The organism is Bacteroidales bacterium, assembly GCA_013141385.1.
Lineage (GTDB): Bacteria > Bacteroidota > Bacteroidia > Bacteroidales > Tenuifilaceae > UBA8529.
Genome location: JABFRB010000014.1, coordinates 46338 through 62089, shown reverse-complemented (window position 1 = coordinate 62089; position 15752 = coordinate 46338). Strand labels below are relative to the sequence as shown.

Annotated in this window: 11 protein-coding genes and 1 other RNA gene; 7 read left to right on the top strand and 5 right to left on the bottom strand. The window is 36.0% G+C overall.

All coding sequences use genetic code 11. The features are described 5' to 3' along the window. Positions 1–59 precede the first annotated feature (59 nt). From pepF to ffs, 3 genes are all read right to left on the bottom strand, one after another. Positions 60–1952, bottom strand: a complete 1893-nt coding sequence (gene pepF, locus HOO91_06895) for an oligoendopeptidase F (GenBank protein NOU17270.1) — start codon at positions 1950–1952, stop codon at positions 60–62. A gap of 138 nt (positions 1953–2090) precedes the next feature. Then, positions 2091–3110, bottom strand: coding sequence for a branched-chain amino acid aminotransferase (locus tag HOO91_06890; protein NOU17269.1), 1020 nt, complete (start codon positions 3108–3110; stop codon positions 2091–2093). Between the two features lie 277 nt (positions 3111–3387). Further along, positions 3388–3487: signal recognition particle sRNA small type (gene ffs, locus HOO91_06885), an RNA gene on the bottom strand. A gap of 99 nt (positions 3488–3586) precedes the next feature. Between ffs and HOO91_06880 the strand changes: the two genes are divergently transcribed. The 5 genes from HOO91_06880 (at position 3587) to HOO91_06860 (ending at position 10425) form a co-directional block, all read left to right on the top strand. Next, a complete protein-coding gene (locus tag HOO91_06880) occupies positions 3587–4135 on the top strand; it encodes a DUF4199 domain-containing protein (GenBank protein ID NOU17268.1) in 549 nt (182 codons plus the stop codon). Positions 4136–4138: 3 nt separating this feature from the next. Next, complete coding sequence (locus tag HOO91_06875; protein NOU17267.1) at positions 4139–5095, top strand: glycosyltransferase family 2 protein; 957 nt, start codon at positions 4139–4141, stop codon at positions 5093–5095. A 439-nt stretch (positions 5096–5534) separates the two neighbouring features. After that, positions 5535–7556, top strand: coding sequence for a methyl-accepting chemotaxis protein (locus HOO91_06870; protein ID NOU17266.1), 2022 nt, complete (start codon positions 5535–5537; stop codon positions 7554–7556). A 253-nt stretch (positions 7557–7809) separates the two neighbouring features. Then, positions 7810–8559 (top strand): NADPH-dependent oxidoreductase, encoded by a 750-nt coding sequence (locus HOO91_06865; protein NOU17265.1) that lies wholly within the window; start codon positions 7810–7812, stop codon positions 8557–8559. 153 nt (positions 8560–8712) lie between these two features. After that, on the top strand, positions 8713–10425 hold the full coding sequence (locus tag HOO91_06860; GenBank protein NOU17264.1) for a BamA/TamA family outer membrane protein: 1713 nt from the start codon (positions 8713–8715) through the stop codon (positions 10423–10425). Between the two features lie 19 nt (positions 10426–10444). On the opposite strand, the gene HOO91_06855 is transcribed toward HOO91_06860, so the two are convergent. Together HOO91_06855 and HOO91_06850 are read right to left on the bottom strand one after the other, a co-directional pair. Continuing rightward, entirely contained in the window at positions 10445–11518 is a 1074-nt protein-coding gene (locus HOO91_06855) for an Ldh family oxidoreductase (GenBank protein NOU17263.1), read from the bottom strand. 209 nt (positions 11519–11727) lie between these two features. Then, positions 11728–12483: an SDR family NAD(P)-dependent oxidoreductase gene (locus HOO91_06850; protein ID NOU17262.1), complete on the bottom strand. Its 756-nt coding sequence runs from the start codon at positions 12481–12483 to the stop codon at positions 11728–11730. Positions 12484–12708: 225 nt separating this feature from the next. Between HOO91_06850 and purL the strand changes: the two genes are divergently transcribed. Together purL and ubiE are read left to right on the top strand one after the other, a co-directional pair. After that, positions 12709–14952: a phosphoribosylformylglycinamidine synthase subunit PurL gene (purL, locus tag HOO91_06845; GenBank protein NOU17261.1), complete on the top strand. Its 2244-nt coding sequence runs from the start codon at positions 12709–12711 to the stop codon at positions 14950–14952. After that, on the top strand, positions 14953–15693 hold the full coding sequence (ubiE, locus tag HOO91_06840; protein ID NOU17260.1) for a bifunctional demethylmenaquinone methyltransferase/2-methoxy-6-polyprenyl-1,4-benzoquinol methylase UbiE: 741 nt from the start codon (positions 14953–14955) through the stop codon (positions 15691–15693). Positions 15694–15752: the final 59 nt, after the last annotated feature.

Sequence of the window (15752 nt, the reverse complement as noted above, 5' to 3'; positions counted from 1 at the left end):
AAATAAAATAAAAAAGGGGAAGATTCGCTCTTCCCCTTTAACTATAAGTAATAATAATCTTATAATTTTCCTGCTGCTTTTAATTCTTTTTCAAGTTGATTTACAAGTTTTTCCATCTGGTGAATAACTGCCAAAAATGGTTCTTTTGTTGTAAGATCTACGCCCGCTTTTTGGAGTAAAGTTACTGGATAGTCATTGCTTCCAGATTTTAATAGGTTAAGATACCTATCAAGTGCAGCCTGAGCAGATTTTTTGTCACTTGTTTTTGCAATTTGCTCGTAAAGGCTACTAGAAGCGGAAAAAGAAACGGCGTAGTTGTAAACATAGAAGGAGTAGTTATAGAAATGTGAAATTCTTGGCCATGAATATTTACCATCGATGGATCGTTCAATCATATTTCCATTATACTTAAGATCTGCATCATTATATATTTGGGCAAAGGTCTCGGTATTAAGTGGTTGATCTTTTTCAATCATTTCATGAGTTTTGTACTCAAAATCAGCGAATTGAGCCTGACGGTAGAAGGTTCCAACAATATTATCGATTGCTTGTACTAAAAGTGTGATCTTTTCTTTTGGATCATTTGATTTTTCAAGCATATAATCGAGCAGTATTTTCTCGTTGAATGTTGATGCTACCTCAGCAACCACTGTTGCTGCACTTGAGTATGTCATTGGTTGATTGTTGGTTGCTAATAATCCATGCATGGCATGACCCAACTCATGGGCAAGCGTGAAAACGTTATCGCGCGTTTCGTCCCAGTTCATTAGTAAGTAAGGATGAATTCCGTATACAGTAAGGTTATAGGCACCAGTTCGTTTACCTGGTTTTTCGTAAACATCAATCCATCCACCCTGAAAACTTGTTGCAAGTAGTTTATTGTAATCACTACCCATGGGGATTAAAGCTTCCTTGACAATTCCAACCGCATCTTCCCATTTGTATGATTTAGAGAAATCAACAAGTTCAATATAGTTATCGGTCATGTAATACTTATCAAGTTTTAAGGCTTTTTTACGGAGTTCATAATACTTTTGTAGTGGTTGAGAATTCTCTTCTGCTACTTGAAGTAGATTTAGATAAACATCTTTAGGGATATTGTTCGATTCCAGAACAGCATCAAGACAAGATTTATAACCTTTTAACTTTGCAGATGCCCATCTTTCCTGAAGCATGCCTAAATATATATCAGCATAGGTGTTTTTGTTTTTTAGGTAAGGAACTCTTGTAGCGTCTCCCATTTTCTTTCTATCCTCCTGATTAGGATTTGAATTATAAACTTTGGAGGCCATTGCAGGAGATGCTAATAGTTCTTCACCTGTTGAAAGTAAAACCTTGAGGAATTCAATATCAGCAATCGAAAGCGAACTGTAAATTTTTGAACTAGCATCGAGTGCGCTACTATATTGGGTAATTATATTTTGAGTGGCTTCTGGTAAAATATGTGCTTGTAAACGGTATAAACTTTCTATATCATGTTTATAGACAGCTAACTTAGGCCTATTTTCCATCCATTTGTAAACTTTCTCGGGAGGTATTGATGCAAGTTCTGGTGATACCCAGTTACTGTTCATACCAATTTGCATAAGAACTGTTTGTAGTTCTTGTTCTTTAGAGGAATAAATTGGATTTTTCCCATCAACATCCTTTTGTAGCGATACATAAACATAAAGTTTATTGATTTTTATGGAACTCATTTCGGTGAATTCAAAGTACTCCAACATTTTCTCTGGACTCTCTCCTAGTTTTCCTTTAAATTCCAGATATTTTGGGATTTCTTGTTTTACAATTTCAATATCCTTTGCCCATGCATCCCAACTTGGGTAGATGTCTGTAAAATTCCAATTGTACCTATAGTCAGGTGTTGCTAATTTACTTTGCTTGTCATTTTGAGCGTTCATGCAGATAGTAGCGGTTAGGGTTAACAATATCAATAATGATAATTTCTTCATATGTTTTTAGATTATAATTAATAATATAATTTTTAAATCTGCGAATGTAATGGATTTTAAAAAGCCCAACAAATTAATGATGGGCTTTTAGGTAAGGTTTATGCCTCCAAATTTTGGGAGACATCTACATAAGGTAGGTTAATCAACAAAAGTTGTCCAACCATACTTGTCTTCGACTTCGCCGTATTGGATGCCCACAAGGGTTTCGTAAAGTTTTTTAGAAACAGGACCGGGTTTTCCGTCTTTACAAAACCTGTAAATTTTGCCTGTTTCCAAGTCGTTAATTTCACCTATAGGTGAAATGATTGCAGCCGTTCCGCAAGCTCCCACTTCTTCAAACGATTCAAGTTCATCAACTGCAACTGGTCGTCGTTCAACTTTTAATCCCAAATCTTCTGCAAGCTGTATTATGCTCATGTTGGTGATTGAAGCTAGGATCGAATCTGATTTTGGAGTAATGTATGTATTGTTTTTTATACCAAAAAAGTTGGCTGCCCCGATTTCATCAATATAGTTCTTCTCCTTTGTATCGAGATACATAGGTGAGTTATACCCAGCCTTATGGGCTTTAATAGTACCCCTTAAGCTTGCAGCATAATTTCCGCCAACCTTGAAAGTGCCAGTTCCAAGGGGTGCTGCACGATCGCTATCCCTTATAATCGCAATTTTAACTGGGTTAAAACCTTCCTTGAAGTATGGACCAACAGGAGATACGAATACTACAAACATATACTCACTGGCTGGTCTAACACCCACCTCTGGGCCAGAGCCAAAAAGCATTGGACGTATATAAAGCGATGCACCTGTTCCATAGGGAGGAACAAATTTTTCGTTTAATTTGACAACTTTTAAAATTGCCTCATGGAATATTTCTACAGGAACAGGTTCCATAAGGATACCATTTGCTGAATGTTTTAAGCGTTTTGCATTCTCCTCCCATCTGAAAAGACGAATCTTATTATCCTTCCCACGGTATGCTTTCATCCCTTCGAATGCCTCCTGTCCGTAATGCAAACCTGATGCAGCCATGTGCACAGAAATATACTCGGAATCGGAGATCTCAAGTTTTCCCCAATTTCCATCTTTGAAAGTACAGCGTATATTATAATCGGTTTTTATATAACCGAAGGGGAGGTTTTTCCAATCTAGCTGTTGCATGGTGATTATTTATTAATATATTTTACAATAATTATCTTACAAATTTAGAGTTAAAAGGATAATAAACTATTACTTTTTAGATGTTCTTAATCATAAAAGTTTAAAATTGTAATTAAAAACGAGTAGAAAACAATAAATTGTTATCGAAAAAGAGAGTTGAGGTTAGATCTTAGTAATTTGAAAAAAAGGAGAATGAAAAGTTGTTTTGAAAAATTGCGGATATTTTTCTTTTAAAGTAGGTATCAGTAATGCTGATGTTTAATTTTTTATTAAAAAAAGTGGGTAAGCTACTTATATCGCACCGCTACAACTACTTACCCTTGCTACCTTCCGGTCCTGGGGGGGTTCAGCAGGAGCTGGTCGTATAAGACTTACCCGCCGCAAAGGTAATAAGATTGTAAAATGTTCAATAGTAATTAGCAAATATTTTTAATAATTTCTAATATCTTTGCTAAGAACCTAAAACGTATAACACAATGGAACCGAAAAATAATCCTATGCTTAAAAGTGCAATGAATTCAGGCTTAATTCTTGGAATAGCATTAGTAGTATATGGTTTAATTATTTATATAGTAGGGATGATTAAACCCCCTTTCTGGGTGGGTATAATAAACTATTTACTAATAATTGGTGGCATTATTTATGGCACAAAAAAATTCCGAGATGAAGACCTAGGGGGAGAAATATCCTATTCAAAAGCTCTTGGATTTGGTGTGCTAATTTGTGTGTTTGCTTCAATAATCAGTGGTATTTATACAATACTTCTTACGACTGTTATTGACCCAGAATATATGACAAAATTGATGTCGGCAATGGAGGAGGAGTATGTTAAATCTGGGTTAAGTGAGGATCAAATTGAGGCAGCAATGAAAATAGTTGGAAAAATGCAATCACCAATTTTTATGGCTATTACAACGGTTATCGGATTTGCATTTATGGGTACAATTTTTTCATTGGTAACATCGGCATTTCTGAAAAAGGAAAAATCAATTTTCGAAAACACTTCCGAACAAAAAACTGAATAATTAATGGATATTTCTGTTGTTGTTCCACTTTTAAACGAGGAGGAGTCACTACCAGAGTTAGTTGAATGGATTGATAGGGTGATGGTCTCTAATCATTTTTCCTATGAGTTAATACTAATTGATGATGGGAGTAATGATAGTAGTTGGAGTGTAATTGAGGACTTATCGTTGAAATTTAAGGCTGTTCGCGGTATAAAATTCCGTAGGAATTATGGTAAATCTGCAGCCCTTTATGTAGGATTTGCTGCTACAAAGGGAGATGTAGTTATTACGATGGATGCTGATTTACAGGATAGTCCTGATGAGATTCCAGAATTATTTCGAATGATTAAGGAGGATAGGTTTGATCTAGTTTCTGGGTGGAAGAAAAAGCGACATGATCCTATTCTATCGAAAAATATTCCCAGTAAATTTTATAATTGGATTACGAGGAGGATAAGTGGTATCAAGTTGCATGACATGAACTGCGGCTTAAAAGCTTACCAGAGTAAGGTTGTTAAAAGTATTGAGGTTTATGGCGAGATGCATCGGTATATCCCTGTGCTGGCTAAATGGGCTGGTTATCGAAAGATAGGGGAGAAGGTTGTTATCCATGGTGAGCGCAAATATGGGGTTACAAAGTTTGGACTTGAACGCTTTATTCGTGGGCCACTCGATTTATTGTCAGTTACTTTTATTACGCGCTTTGGTAAAAAGCCAATGCATTTTTTCGGTTCGTTGGGTATGCTTATGTTTGCATCTGGGGGGTTAATAACTATTTGGATGATTATTGCTAAGTTAATGGCTCAATATAGCCATCTTAAATATAGACCAGTGACCAGTCAACCCCTTTTCTATATAGCTTTGGTTATTGTAATTATTGGTGTCCAGTTCTTTATGGCTGGATTTATAGGAGAACTGGTTTCCCGCAGTTCGTCGGAGCGAAATCAATATCTGATTGATAAAGAGATTGGTGATTAATAATTCGAATTTACACAAAAAAACCACCTAATAACAGGTGGTTTTTTTGTGTCCTTATCACAAATGCATTTTAGAAACGTTGAAAAAAAATCAAAATCTTTAATGTTTGATGGCATATAAGAGTTCGAGAGGTGATTTTCGGTTGGTTGGTGCCTATTGTACTATGAAGGGATAGCGATAAATCTTTTGAGGTACTTCCCGCACTATGGGTATTCGAATGGACATTCTTTTCGTTAGAAAGTTTCCTTATGCCAAGTGTGGAATATGAAATACATCCTTTCAAGAACAAAGCAAGGAATAATTTGATTATGATTCAAATATAGAGTTGAAAAATAGATTTTAAACGGGCTTTACTTTTTCTGGGATTTTTATGGTGGAGTAACATTTTAAAATTAGTAGTTTTATAAGAAGTATTTTAAACTATTTATATTATTATTTTATGAAGAACCTTAAGATTTCTACAAAATTATTAACGATCTTTCTTGTTATCGGATTATTAAGTCTTACGATAATAGGAACCATATCAGTCATTAGTTCGGGTAATGCTTTACTTAATGCAACTAATGACAAATTAAAGGTTATTTGTGATTTGCGGAAAAAAAACATCGAAAATTTTTACACCAATCTTTCAACGGATGTTCAAATAATTGCTCTTAGAAATTTCGTCAAAAACTCATTTTACGATCTGAAAAGATACCATGACAGTTTACACGTCGGCTCGTTAGAACGATTTGTTACTACAAATCCTAACTATGAAACTATATATAATAAGTATGCGAAGGATTATAAACAATATCTTGATTATAAGGGATACACCGATATGTATTTGGTTTGTGCGGCTCACGGACATGTAATGTTTACAGTTAAACGCAACAGTGATTTAGGCGAGAATCTTAGATCGGGTAGCCTGAAAGATTCGCCACTGGAGCATTGTTGGAAAAATGCTATTTCAACAGGCAATATTGTAATATCGGATCTTGGATTGTATCAACCTGCTGGCAATAAACCCGCGCAGTTCATTAGTATGCCTGTAAAAGATAACGATGGCAAAATATTATGTGTATTGGTTGTCCAAATTCCAATAAAGATTATTAATAACGTCACAACAGATGTAACTGGGTTAGGCCAAACAGGTGAGACCTATTTGGCAGGTAAAGATTACATAATGCGTTCAGTTTCGAGGTTTGATTCCATATCAACCTTGAAGACAAAGGTTGAGAAAGAAATTATCGATGAGGCATTTGATGGAAAAACTGAAAGTGTGGTTTTTCAAAGTTATAAGGGTGCAAAGGTAATTGGCACATTTAATAAATTAAATATTTCTGGTTTAGATTGGGCGGTAGTTGCTGAGATAAATCGAGATGAAGCAATGGCCCCATCTTATAATTTACGAAATATTATTATTGTTTTCATGATAATTATTAGTGTCATGATTGTAGCAATTTCATGGTTTTTTGCACGTAGTATTTCGAAACCAGTTGAACAAGCAGCTATGTTTGCCGATGCTATATCAGAGGGAGATCTTACTTCTCAACTAAACATTGACCAGAAAGATGAAATAGGTCAGTTAGTGTCCGCTCTAAACAATATGAAAATGCGGTTACAGCAAACAATATCAGAAGTAGTTACAAGTGCCCATTATATTGCAGATGCAAGCCAGCAGCTCAGCAACTCTTCACAGGCAATGGTACAAAGTTCAAATGAACAGGCATCTGCAGTTGAAGAAATATCTTCATCTATGGAAGAGATGGTATCTAATATTGAACAAGGTGCTGAGAACGCTGGACAAACAGAAAAAATTACTAGTATATCTACTAATGGCATTAAGGAAAGTAATAAGGCTGTAGAAATTTCGGTGCTAGCAGTTAAATCCATTTCTGAAAAAATAAAAATCATCAACGATATAGCATTTCAAACCAATATACTTGCACTTAATGCTGCTGTTGAGGCGGCAAGGGCAGGAGAGCATGGCAGGGGTTTTGCAGTAGTTGCATTAGAAGTAAGGAAACTTGCCGAGCGCAGTAAGATTGCTGCTGATGAAATAAATGCCTTGTCTGTTAGTTGTGTTAACACATCAGAACAAGCTCTAAGTAAATTAACCCATATTATTCCTGAAATTGAAAAAACAATGAGGCTTATACACGAAATTGCTGGTGCAAGTGTAGAGCAAACAGCAGGAGCAAGCCAAATAAATAATGCTATTCAACAAATAACCAGGGGATCCCAACAAAATGCTGCAATATCAGAAGAACTGTCAACTAGTGCTGAAGAATTGGCCAGCCAAGCCGAAACATTAAACGATACAGTTTCCTACTTCAAACTAGGCTTTGTAGAAAATACCCATAAAAATAATAGTAATATTAAACCAATTAAACAAAATGTCCAGAAGAGCAATCTTACACAGATAATTAGTAGGGCTAAAACAAGAAAGAAGGAAGATTATAAATACGAAAATTTCTAAAATCTTAATAGACATTATACCGATTAGATTATAATCATGCTGATTATCAGTGCTAAATATTACCAACTAATGCTTAATCTATATAAAGTTTAATGATTAATTAAGATTTCTTTGAATATCGAAGAATTATTAGAATATATTTTATTAATAAATTAATTTACAGCAATATATATCGAATAATGTTAAATAACACTCATTAAAAAAATTTATTTTACTCCAAAAGTGATTCCTTTGCTAGGTTAAATTTTACACTATGAATACAATAATGAATCATCGCTCGATAAGGAAGTTCAAGAGCACTCCAATTGACAAAGCATTACTTGATGATATCCTACTTGCAGGTACAAGAGCATCAACAACTGGGAATATGCAAGTTTATAGTATTGTTGTTACAACAGATGAAGATATAAAAAAACAACTATTACCCTGCCATTTTAATCAGGAAATGGTAGTTCAAGCCCCAGTTGTTTTAACCTTTTGCGCAGATTTTAATCGTTTTAATAAATGGTGTCTACAGCGTAGAGCAAATCCGGGGTACAATAATTTTCTCTCTTTCTTTACAGCTGCAATAGATGCACTTCTTGTTGCTCAGAACGTTTGTATTGCTGCAGAGAAAAAAGGTTTGGGAATATGTTATCTTGGTACAACTACGTATACTGCGGATAAAATCATCGATATACTAAAACTTCCCAAAGGAGTAGTTCCTGTTACTACCGTTGTTGTTGGGTATCCCGATGAAACTCCTGAACTCAATGACCGATTACCGTTGGCAAGTGTTATTCATCAGCAAATCTATCAGGATTATTCCGAAGGGGATATCGATCAGATTTATTTTGCTAAAGAGAACCTTCCACTTACCCATAAACTTCTTATTGAAAATAATAAAGAGACCCTTGCCCAGATTTTTACCGATAATCGCTATACCAAAAAGGACAACGTTGCATTCTCAAAAGTGTTGCTGAAAGTACTCGAGCAGCAAGGATTTATGGATAATGAGATGTAGTTCTGGTAAGAAAATTAACCAGGAACTAGTCTAAACCAGCAAATTAAAAACAAATTGCTGGTTTTTGATTTTTGGATTTAAAATGCAAACTCATAATAATCTTTATCATATACCGTTGTGCTAATTTGTATAACTTTGGTGCAACCAATTCCTATGATGAATTTTTTTAGGATACCAATACTACTTATTTTTTGCTTGCTTTTTCACAAGGTGAGTATTTCACAAGAGTTGTCCATTACTTTTAGCGATATAGGTAAGTCTTTCAAGTACAAGTTACCCCCCAATAAGCACAGTGATTCAACTTTTATTGCAAAAACTCTTTACGAATTCCTGCTACCACTTTACAGTAAGGGTTATCTTTCAGCCTCAATTGACTCTTTTTGTTTTGATTCAACTTTAGTTAGAGCCTATGGTATTATGGGTTTACAGTATAGGTGGGTGCGATTTAAAACGGATAGTATATCGCAGTTTTGGTTTAATAATTTTGGGATGAAAATCCCCCGTAATGAGAATAAAATTATAAATCCTAGGAGATTTGCAAGGCTAACAAATACAATTATTAAGCGATTTGAGGACTCTGGATACCCGTTTGCAAAAGTTGAATTGGATAGTGTGAAAATTAGCAGGAATGAAGTCAGTGCAATTCTAAGGCTCGATAAAGATCCGAAAATTTTAATAGATACCCTTTATCTAAAAGGGAATTTCAAAGTAAACCATAGACACATAATGGCCTTACTGTCATTAAAAAAAGGAGAACCATATTCCGAATCGAAGATAAGATTGATTGATCAAAAGCTGAAACAACAACCATATCTAAGCATTATTAAACCAGCCGAAGTAGAGTTTTTAAGTAATACTGCTCGCCTATATTGTTATTTGAACAACAAAATTGCATCCCGCTTTTCGGGGCTTGCAGGTTTTTATTATGATAAAAAAGATGGGGAGATAAAACTGAATGGAAATCTTAATCTGCTGCTTGTTAACGCCATGAAAAATGGTGAAAAGATAAATTTCTTGTGGAATGCACCTGGTAAAGGAATTCAAAATCTAAATGTCGAAACCGATTGGCCTTACATTTTTGCATCTCAGATGGGTGTAACCGGTTCATTCTCGTTATATAAACATGATAGCACTTACATTACCATCAACCCGAAGCTCTCAATTAGTTTTTTTTCACAAAATAGGGACAGGTTTTTGCTAAACCTTGACTATAAAAGCACTTCTTTTTCTTCGATCACTCTGGCTCAAGAATCTCAATACTCGAATACTTCAGCATTATTATATGGTATAGGTTACGAGTTTAATAGTTTGAATGGTTTAGTACTTCCTACACAAGGTTTGTATCTTAAGAGTTCACTAAATACAGGTATCAGAAAGTTAAACCAATCAAATAAATTCAATTCAAATCTAATTGAGGGAGAGATACTTGTAAAAGGATTTGTTCCTTTGCATGAAAATAGGTTGATTTTGGCACTGATTTCAAATTCAAAAATAAAAGGAGTATACAATTCAACAGCTAATACCAAACTTTACGAAAATGAGATGTATCGCATAGGGGGGATGGAAACAATCAGGGGGTTTAATCAGGAGGAGATTTTGTCACAAGCCTACTCAATTGCATCTGCTGAAATACATTTGAGGATTAGCGAAGGTTCTGGTTTTTACCTTTTTGCCGATAAAGGTTTTGTCAAGGGCTATGAGTCAGGTAAAAATAATGATGCTTGGCCTTTAGGTTTAGGTATAGGCTTGAATTTAGTTACCAAATCTGGATTATTCAATTTGAGTTATGCGCTAGGAGAGGGCTTTGGTCAGTCCATATCGCTTAGAGATGCAAAGGTGCATTTTGGGATTTCAACGGTCTTCTAAAAGATAACTCAGCTATTTCTCAACCCAAAATATCAATTCCCAATTTCCCGGCAACTTCATTCAGTTCAGTAAGAACTTGGGGCATAATGGTAATCCCCTCCTTACGAAGTTTTTCTTCGTTCAACCTTTCTGGATCACCCGGAATCATAACCTTTGGTTGATTTTCACCGCTTTCGGCGTTCCTAAAGGTATCAATCCACTCATCCATTTTTTGCTTAAAATCATTTGCGGGACGAAATGAATCAATCCGCATGGCTCCAAAGAAATGACCGAGCCCCTCACCAACAGATTTTTCTAGCAAAGGGAGATATGCAACTTGAGGTGGTACAAATGGACCAAAGTTTGCGCCAGAAAAAACAGAAGAGAAAATATCAACTAGAGCCGTCATGCAATATCCCTTATGCCCACCGTGGATAGTATCACCACCAAGGGGTAGTATTGCTCCTCCGCGAAGTAGGGTGTCGGGATCATCAGTTGGATTTCCTTTGGCATCTTGGACTAATCCGAGAGGCGCTTTTAAACCCTTTTTCCCCATGATTGCCAATTTGCCACGGGCAATGGGTGTTGTTGCAAAATCAGCAACAAAGGGTGGTTGATTTAGTGTAGGAATAGCAACTGCAATTGGATTTGTCCCCATGAATTTGCTCACAGAGAATGTTGGTACTACAAGTGGATTGGCATTAGTCATGGTTATACCAGTCATATCGTGCTCAAGAGCCATCATTGAGTAGAAACCTGCTATTCCAAAGTGATTACTATTTTTTGTAGCCACCCAGCCTGTTCCAACGCTATTTGCTTTTTTGATTGCAACCTCCATTGAAAATTTTGCTGCAACTGGGCCTAGCGCATTATCACCATCAACAGTAGCAGTAGAAGGTGTTTCGTGTATTATCTTAACTTTTGGATTAACATTAATTCTGCCCGCATCAACCATAAGGAAGTAGTCCTTTACCCTCATCAACCCGTGCGATGGAATTCCACGTAGTTCAGCCGCCATTAGAACATCTGCCACGATTTTTGCATCCTGAATAGGACATCCCATCTTTATGAAAAGTTGGGTTGTATAATCCCTAAGAAAAGTATATTCAAACATAATCGGCTTGGTGTTTGGGAAAGGGTGATTGAAATAGGCTTTAAATGTAGTTTATTATCTAATTAATTCAAATTGGGATTCCTAAATCTTAAATGTTGGCTAATTGCAGGGTATAATACTTGTAATCAGTAATATATTAAGTCGCATCAATTAATGAGCAACTTCAACTAATCACAGCATCAAAAACAGTACTCAACAACCAGCAGTTTTTATTTTCTATAAGCAGAGATTGCATTCGCTTGTGCGGTAGGAGTAATATCAATATCATTAATACAAACGTGATCTGGTCTAGTTAAAACAAAAAGTATAGTTTCTGCAATATCTTCTGCAAATAATGGAGTTAAACCATCGTAGGGTTTTTTAGCCATCTCTTTATCGCCTTTAAATCTTACAAGTGAAAATTCTGTTTCAATAAGACCTGGGCGTATTTCAGTAACTTTAATACCATGTTTAAGCATATCTACTCTCATTCCCTGAGAAATAGCATGAACAGCATGTTTGGATGCACAGTAAACATTCCCGTTCTCATAGATTTGAGTTCCAGCAATTGATCCAATATTAACAATATGACCTTTTCTGCGTTCAACCATTATTGGTGCTACTTTTCGTGTGATATAGAGTAGCCCTTTAACATTGGTATCAATCATTCGTTCCCAATCATCAACATCTCCATCTTGTATATGATTTAGACCAACCGCTAGACCAGCATTATTTACCAGAACATCAATTTTTTGCCACCTCTCGGGTAAGCTGTCTATCGCTTTGTCAACAGACTCCTTAATTCTGATATCAAAATTTAATGTAAGAACATCTCTTTTATACTTTACTTCAATTTCACGCTTAAGGGCATCAAGCAAATCGACACGTCTTCCTGTTAAAATTAGGTTAAAATTATTTTCTGCAAGTTTAATGGCTGTACTTCTTCCGATTCCTGATGTTGCGCCAGTGATTAATGCTATCTTCATGTAATTCAATTATTTTGTATTTTTAATAATTTTTTAAAGGACTGTAAAATTAATAAAAAAAGGGTTTGCTACTTAAAATTGTTGATTTGTTTAATAAAAGTATTTGTAAGTAATTGAATAATAGTATAATAAAAAATTGATAGATTGATTGATGGGCTTCTTACTTAATGTTAGTATTTTTGGCTCAGTTTTAAAGTTAATTAAAATACACAATACCATAAAAACATGTCATCAATTGAAGTAAATCTCGAAACCGCAAGGGAGCTTGGACTGCTGCCTGAAGAGTTTGAAATGATTAAAAAAATTCTTGGTCGAGTACCTAATTATACTGAGCTTAGTATCTACTCAGTAATGTGGTCAGAGCATGCTTCCTATAAGAATTCAATCAAATGGCTAAAAACCTTACCCCGTAAAGGTGAGCAAATACTTGCCGAAGCCGGTACTGAAAATGCCGGATTGGTTGATATTGGCGATGGAATGGCTTGTGCCTTCAAAATAGAATCTCACAACCATCCATGTGCTGTTGAACCCTATCAGGGTGCTGCCACAGGAGTTGGTGGAATTAATCGTGATATTTTTACAATGGGTGCGAGACCAGTTGCACAGCTTAACTCACTTCGTTTTGGTAGCCTTAAGTTGGATAGAACAAAATGGCTAATCAAAGGTGTTGTTAAAGGAATTGGCGATTATGGCAACGCTTTTGGTATTCCTGTTCTTGGTGGTGAGGTGTTTTTTGATGAATCATATACCATGAACCCGCTAGTTAACGCTATGTCGGTTGGATTAGTTGAAAAGAGAAATGTTGTATCGGCAATTTCAAAGGGAGAGGGAAATCCAATATATATTGTTGGATCAGCTACAGGTAAGGATGGTATTCATGGTGCAACCTTTGCATCTGCTAATATTACTGAAGATTCTGCCGATGATATCCCATCAATTCAAGTTGGAGACCCATTTCAGGAGAAAATACTTTTGGAAGCTTCGTTAGAGGTCATTAAAACAGGAGCTCTAGTTGGTATGCAGGATATGGGTGCTGCGGGCATTATCTGCTCAACTTCAGAGATGTCTGAAAAAGGAAAGCATGGCATGAGAATTAGCCTTGATAAAGTTCCACTAAGACAAAAAAATATTGAAGCATTTGAAATATTGCTTTCTGAGTCGCAAGAACGTATGCTAATGGTAGTTCATAAAGGACGTGAGAAGGATATTGAAAATGTTCTTAACAAATGGGATTTAAGTTATGCTATTATAGGTGAAGTAACCAAAGGCGATAGGTTGGAATTCTTCTATCATGGAGAAAAGGTTGCCGATGTACCAGCTTCATCATTAGTATTAGGTGGAGGCGCTCCTGTTTATGATAGGGAGTACAAAGAACCTGCTTACTACAAAAAGTACAAAAAATTCGATATCAATAAAATACCTGAACCACAAGATTTACATGAGGTGGCTTTACAAATGGTACGTCATCCTAATATTGCCTCAAAGCGTTGGATTTATGAGCAGTACGATACCATGATTGGCACTGGTAATATGAGTACTAATTTTCCCTCCGATGCTGGTGTCTACAACCTTAAAGGCACAAATAGGGCTTTGGTTATGACTGTTGATTGTAATTCAAGGTACGTTAAGGCTGATCCGGAAATAGGAGCAATGATAGCTGTTTCCGAAGCAGCACGTAATATTGTTTGTACAGGCGGAAAACCTTTAGCAATAACAAACTGCTTAAACTTTGGAAACCCTTATAATCCTGAAGTATATTGGCAGTTTGTAAACGTAATTAAGGGGATGGGACTGGCTTGTGAAAAATTCAAAACCCCTGTAACCGGCGGTAATGTTAGTTTCTATAATCAGGCATCAATAGGGGGTAAGGAGGAAGCAGTTTTTCCAACACCAACAATTGGTATGATAGGTTTGTTGGAGAACAAGAATCATCATACAACGCTCGCATTCAAGGAGAAGGGTCATATGATTTTCTTGATTGGTCGCTCACATAATGATATTGCATCATCAGAGTATCTATACAGCTATCATGGTGTAAAAGAATCTCCCGCTCCCTACTTCGATTTGGACGAGGAATATAGAGTTCAACAAGCCGTTTACCAGTTAATCAGCAAGAATTATATCCAATCGGCTCATGATGTTTCGGATGGTGGTTTGTTTATTGCTTTGCTTGAGAGTGCAATGCCACGAGGTTTAGGATTTGATATCACTACTGATGCTGAGGTAAGAAACGATGCGTTTTTGTTTGGGGAATCGCAGGGTAGAATTATTGTCACTGTATCAACTTCACGCGAAACCCATTTTATCGATTACATGGTTGATAACAAGATACCTTTCTTTGCTATTGGGCATGTTACAAAATCCGAAATAAGAATTGATGATGTTTCATTTGGTTTTATCGCAGACTTAAAGAAAATTTACGATAATGCTATCGATGAGTTGGTTGCTGGTCAAAATTCTGTATTGTAGATGATGAGCAACAACGCAAATCAAGGAAGCAAAACACAGCAGGTAGAGGCAATGTTTAATGACATTGCCCCTAAATACGATTTTCTAAACCACTTCTTAAGCCTTGGAATTGATAAGATTTGGAGACGAAAGGTTATTCGGAAAGTTATTGCTGAAAAACCTTCCGATGTTCTTGATATTGCTACTGGTACAGCAGATTTGGCTATTGTGCTAGCAAAGAAACTCCCTGAGGTTAAAATTACAGGGGTTGATCTGTCTGAAAATATGCTTGAGGTAGGCAGAAAAAAGGTTGAAAACCTTAATTTATCTAACAGAATAACCTTAAAACAAGGCGATTCCTTATCACTCCCCTTTGCCGATGAATCATTCGATTCTGCTATGGTGGCTTTTGGAGTACGAAATTTCGAGAACCCAGTTGCAGGAATGGTCGAGACTTACCGAGTTTTAAGGCAAAATGGAAAATACTATATTTTAGAATTTTCAATGCCTCGTCGTTTCCCTATGGCACAACTTTACCGTTTTTATTTTTGGGCAATACTTCCATTAATTGGGCGAATGGTTTCAGGTCATAAAAAGGCTTACACCTATCTGCCAGAGTCGGTAAGTGCATTTCCTGATGGGTTGAATTTTATTAAGTTGATGGAGGAGGCAGGTTTTACATCTTGCAAATATCAAAAGTTAAGTTTTGGAATAGCAACCATTTACGAAGGAGAAAAGATTAAAGTAACTATAAGCAACTAAGACATTCTAGGCACTTGAAGTACTTTAGGCACTCTAAGTATTTATTGAGATAATATTTA

Coding starts and splice junctions, on each gene's coding strand:
- HOO91_06850 (NOU17262.1), bottom strand. CDS start 12,483: ATGAAGATAGCATTAATCACTGGCGCAACATCAGGAATCGGAAGAAGT.
- HOO91_06875 (NOU17267.1), top strand. CDS start 4,139: ATGGATATTTCTGTTGTTGTTCCACTTTTAAACGAGGAGGAGTCACTA.
- HOO91_06865 (NOU17265.1), top strand. CDS start 7,810: ATGAATACAATAATGAATCATCGCTCGATAAGGAAGTTCAAGAGCACT.
- pepF (NOU17270.1), bottom strand. CDS start 1,952: ATGAAGAAATTATCATTATTGATATTGTTAACCCTAACCGCTACTATC.
- HOO91_06860 (NOU17264.1), top strand. CDS start 8,713: ATGATGAATTTTTTTAGGATACCAATACTACTTATTTTTTGCTTGCTT.
- HOO91_06890 (NOU17269.1), bottom strand. CDS start 3,110: ATGCAACAGCTAGATTGGAAAAACCTCCCCTTCGGTTATATAAAAACC.
- HOO91_06880 (NOU17268.1), top strand. CDS start 3,587: ATGGAACCGAAAAATAATCCTATGCTTAAAAGTGCAATGAATTCAGGC.
- HOO91_06855 (NOU17263.1), bottom strand. CDS start 11,518: ATGTTTGAATATACTTTTCTTAGGGATTATACAACCCAACTTTTCATA.
- purL (NOU17261.1), top strand. CDS start 12,709: ATGTCATCAATTGAAGTAAATCTCGAAACCGCAAGGGAGCTTGGACTG.
- ubiE (NOU17260.1), top strand. CDS start 14,953: ATGATGAGCAACAACGCAAATCAAGGAAGCAAAACACAGCAGGTAGAG.
- HOO91_06870 (NOU17266.1), top strand. CDS start 5,535: ATGAAGAACCTTAAGATTTCTACAAAATTATTAACGATCTTTCTTGTT.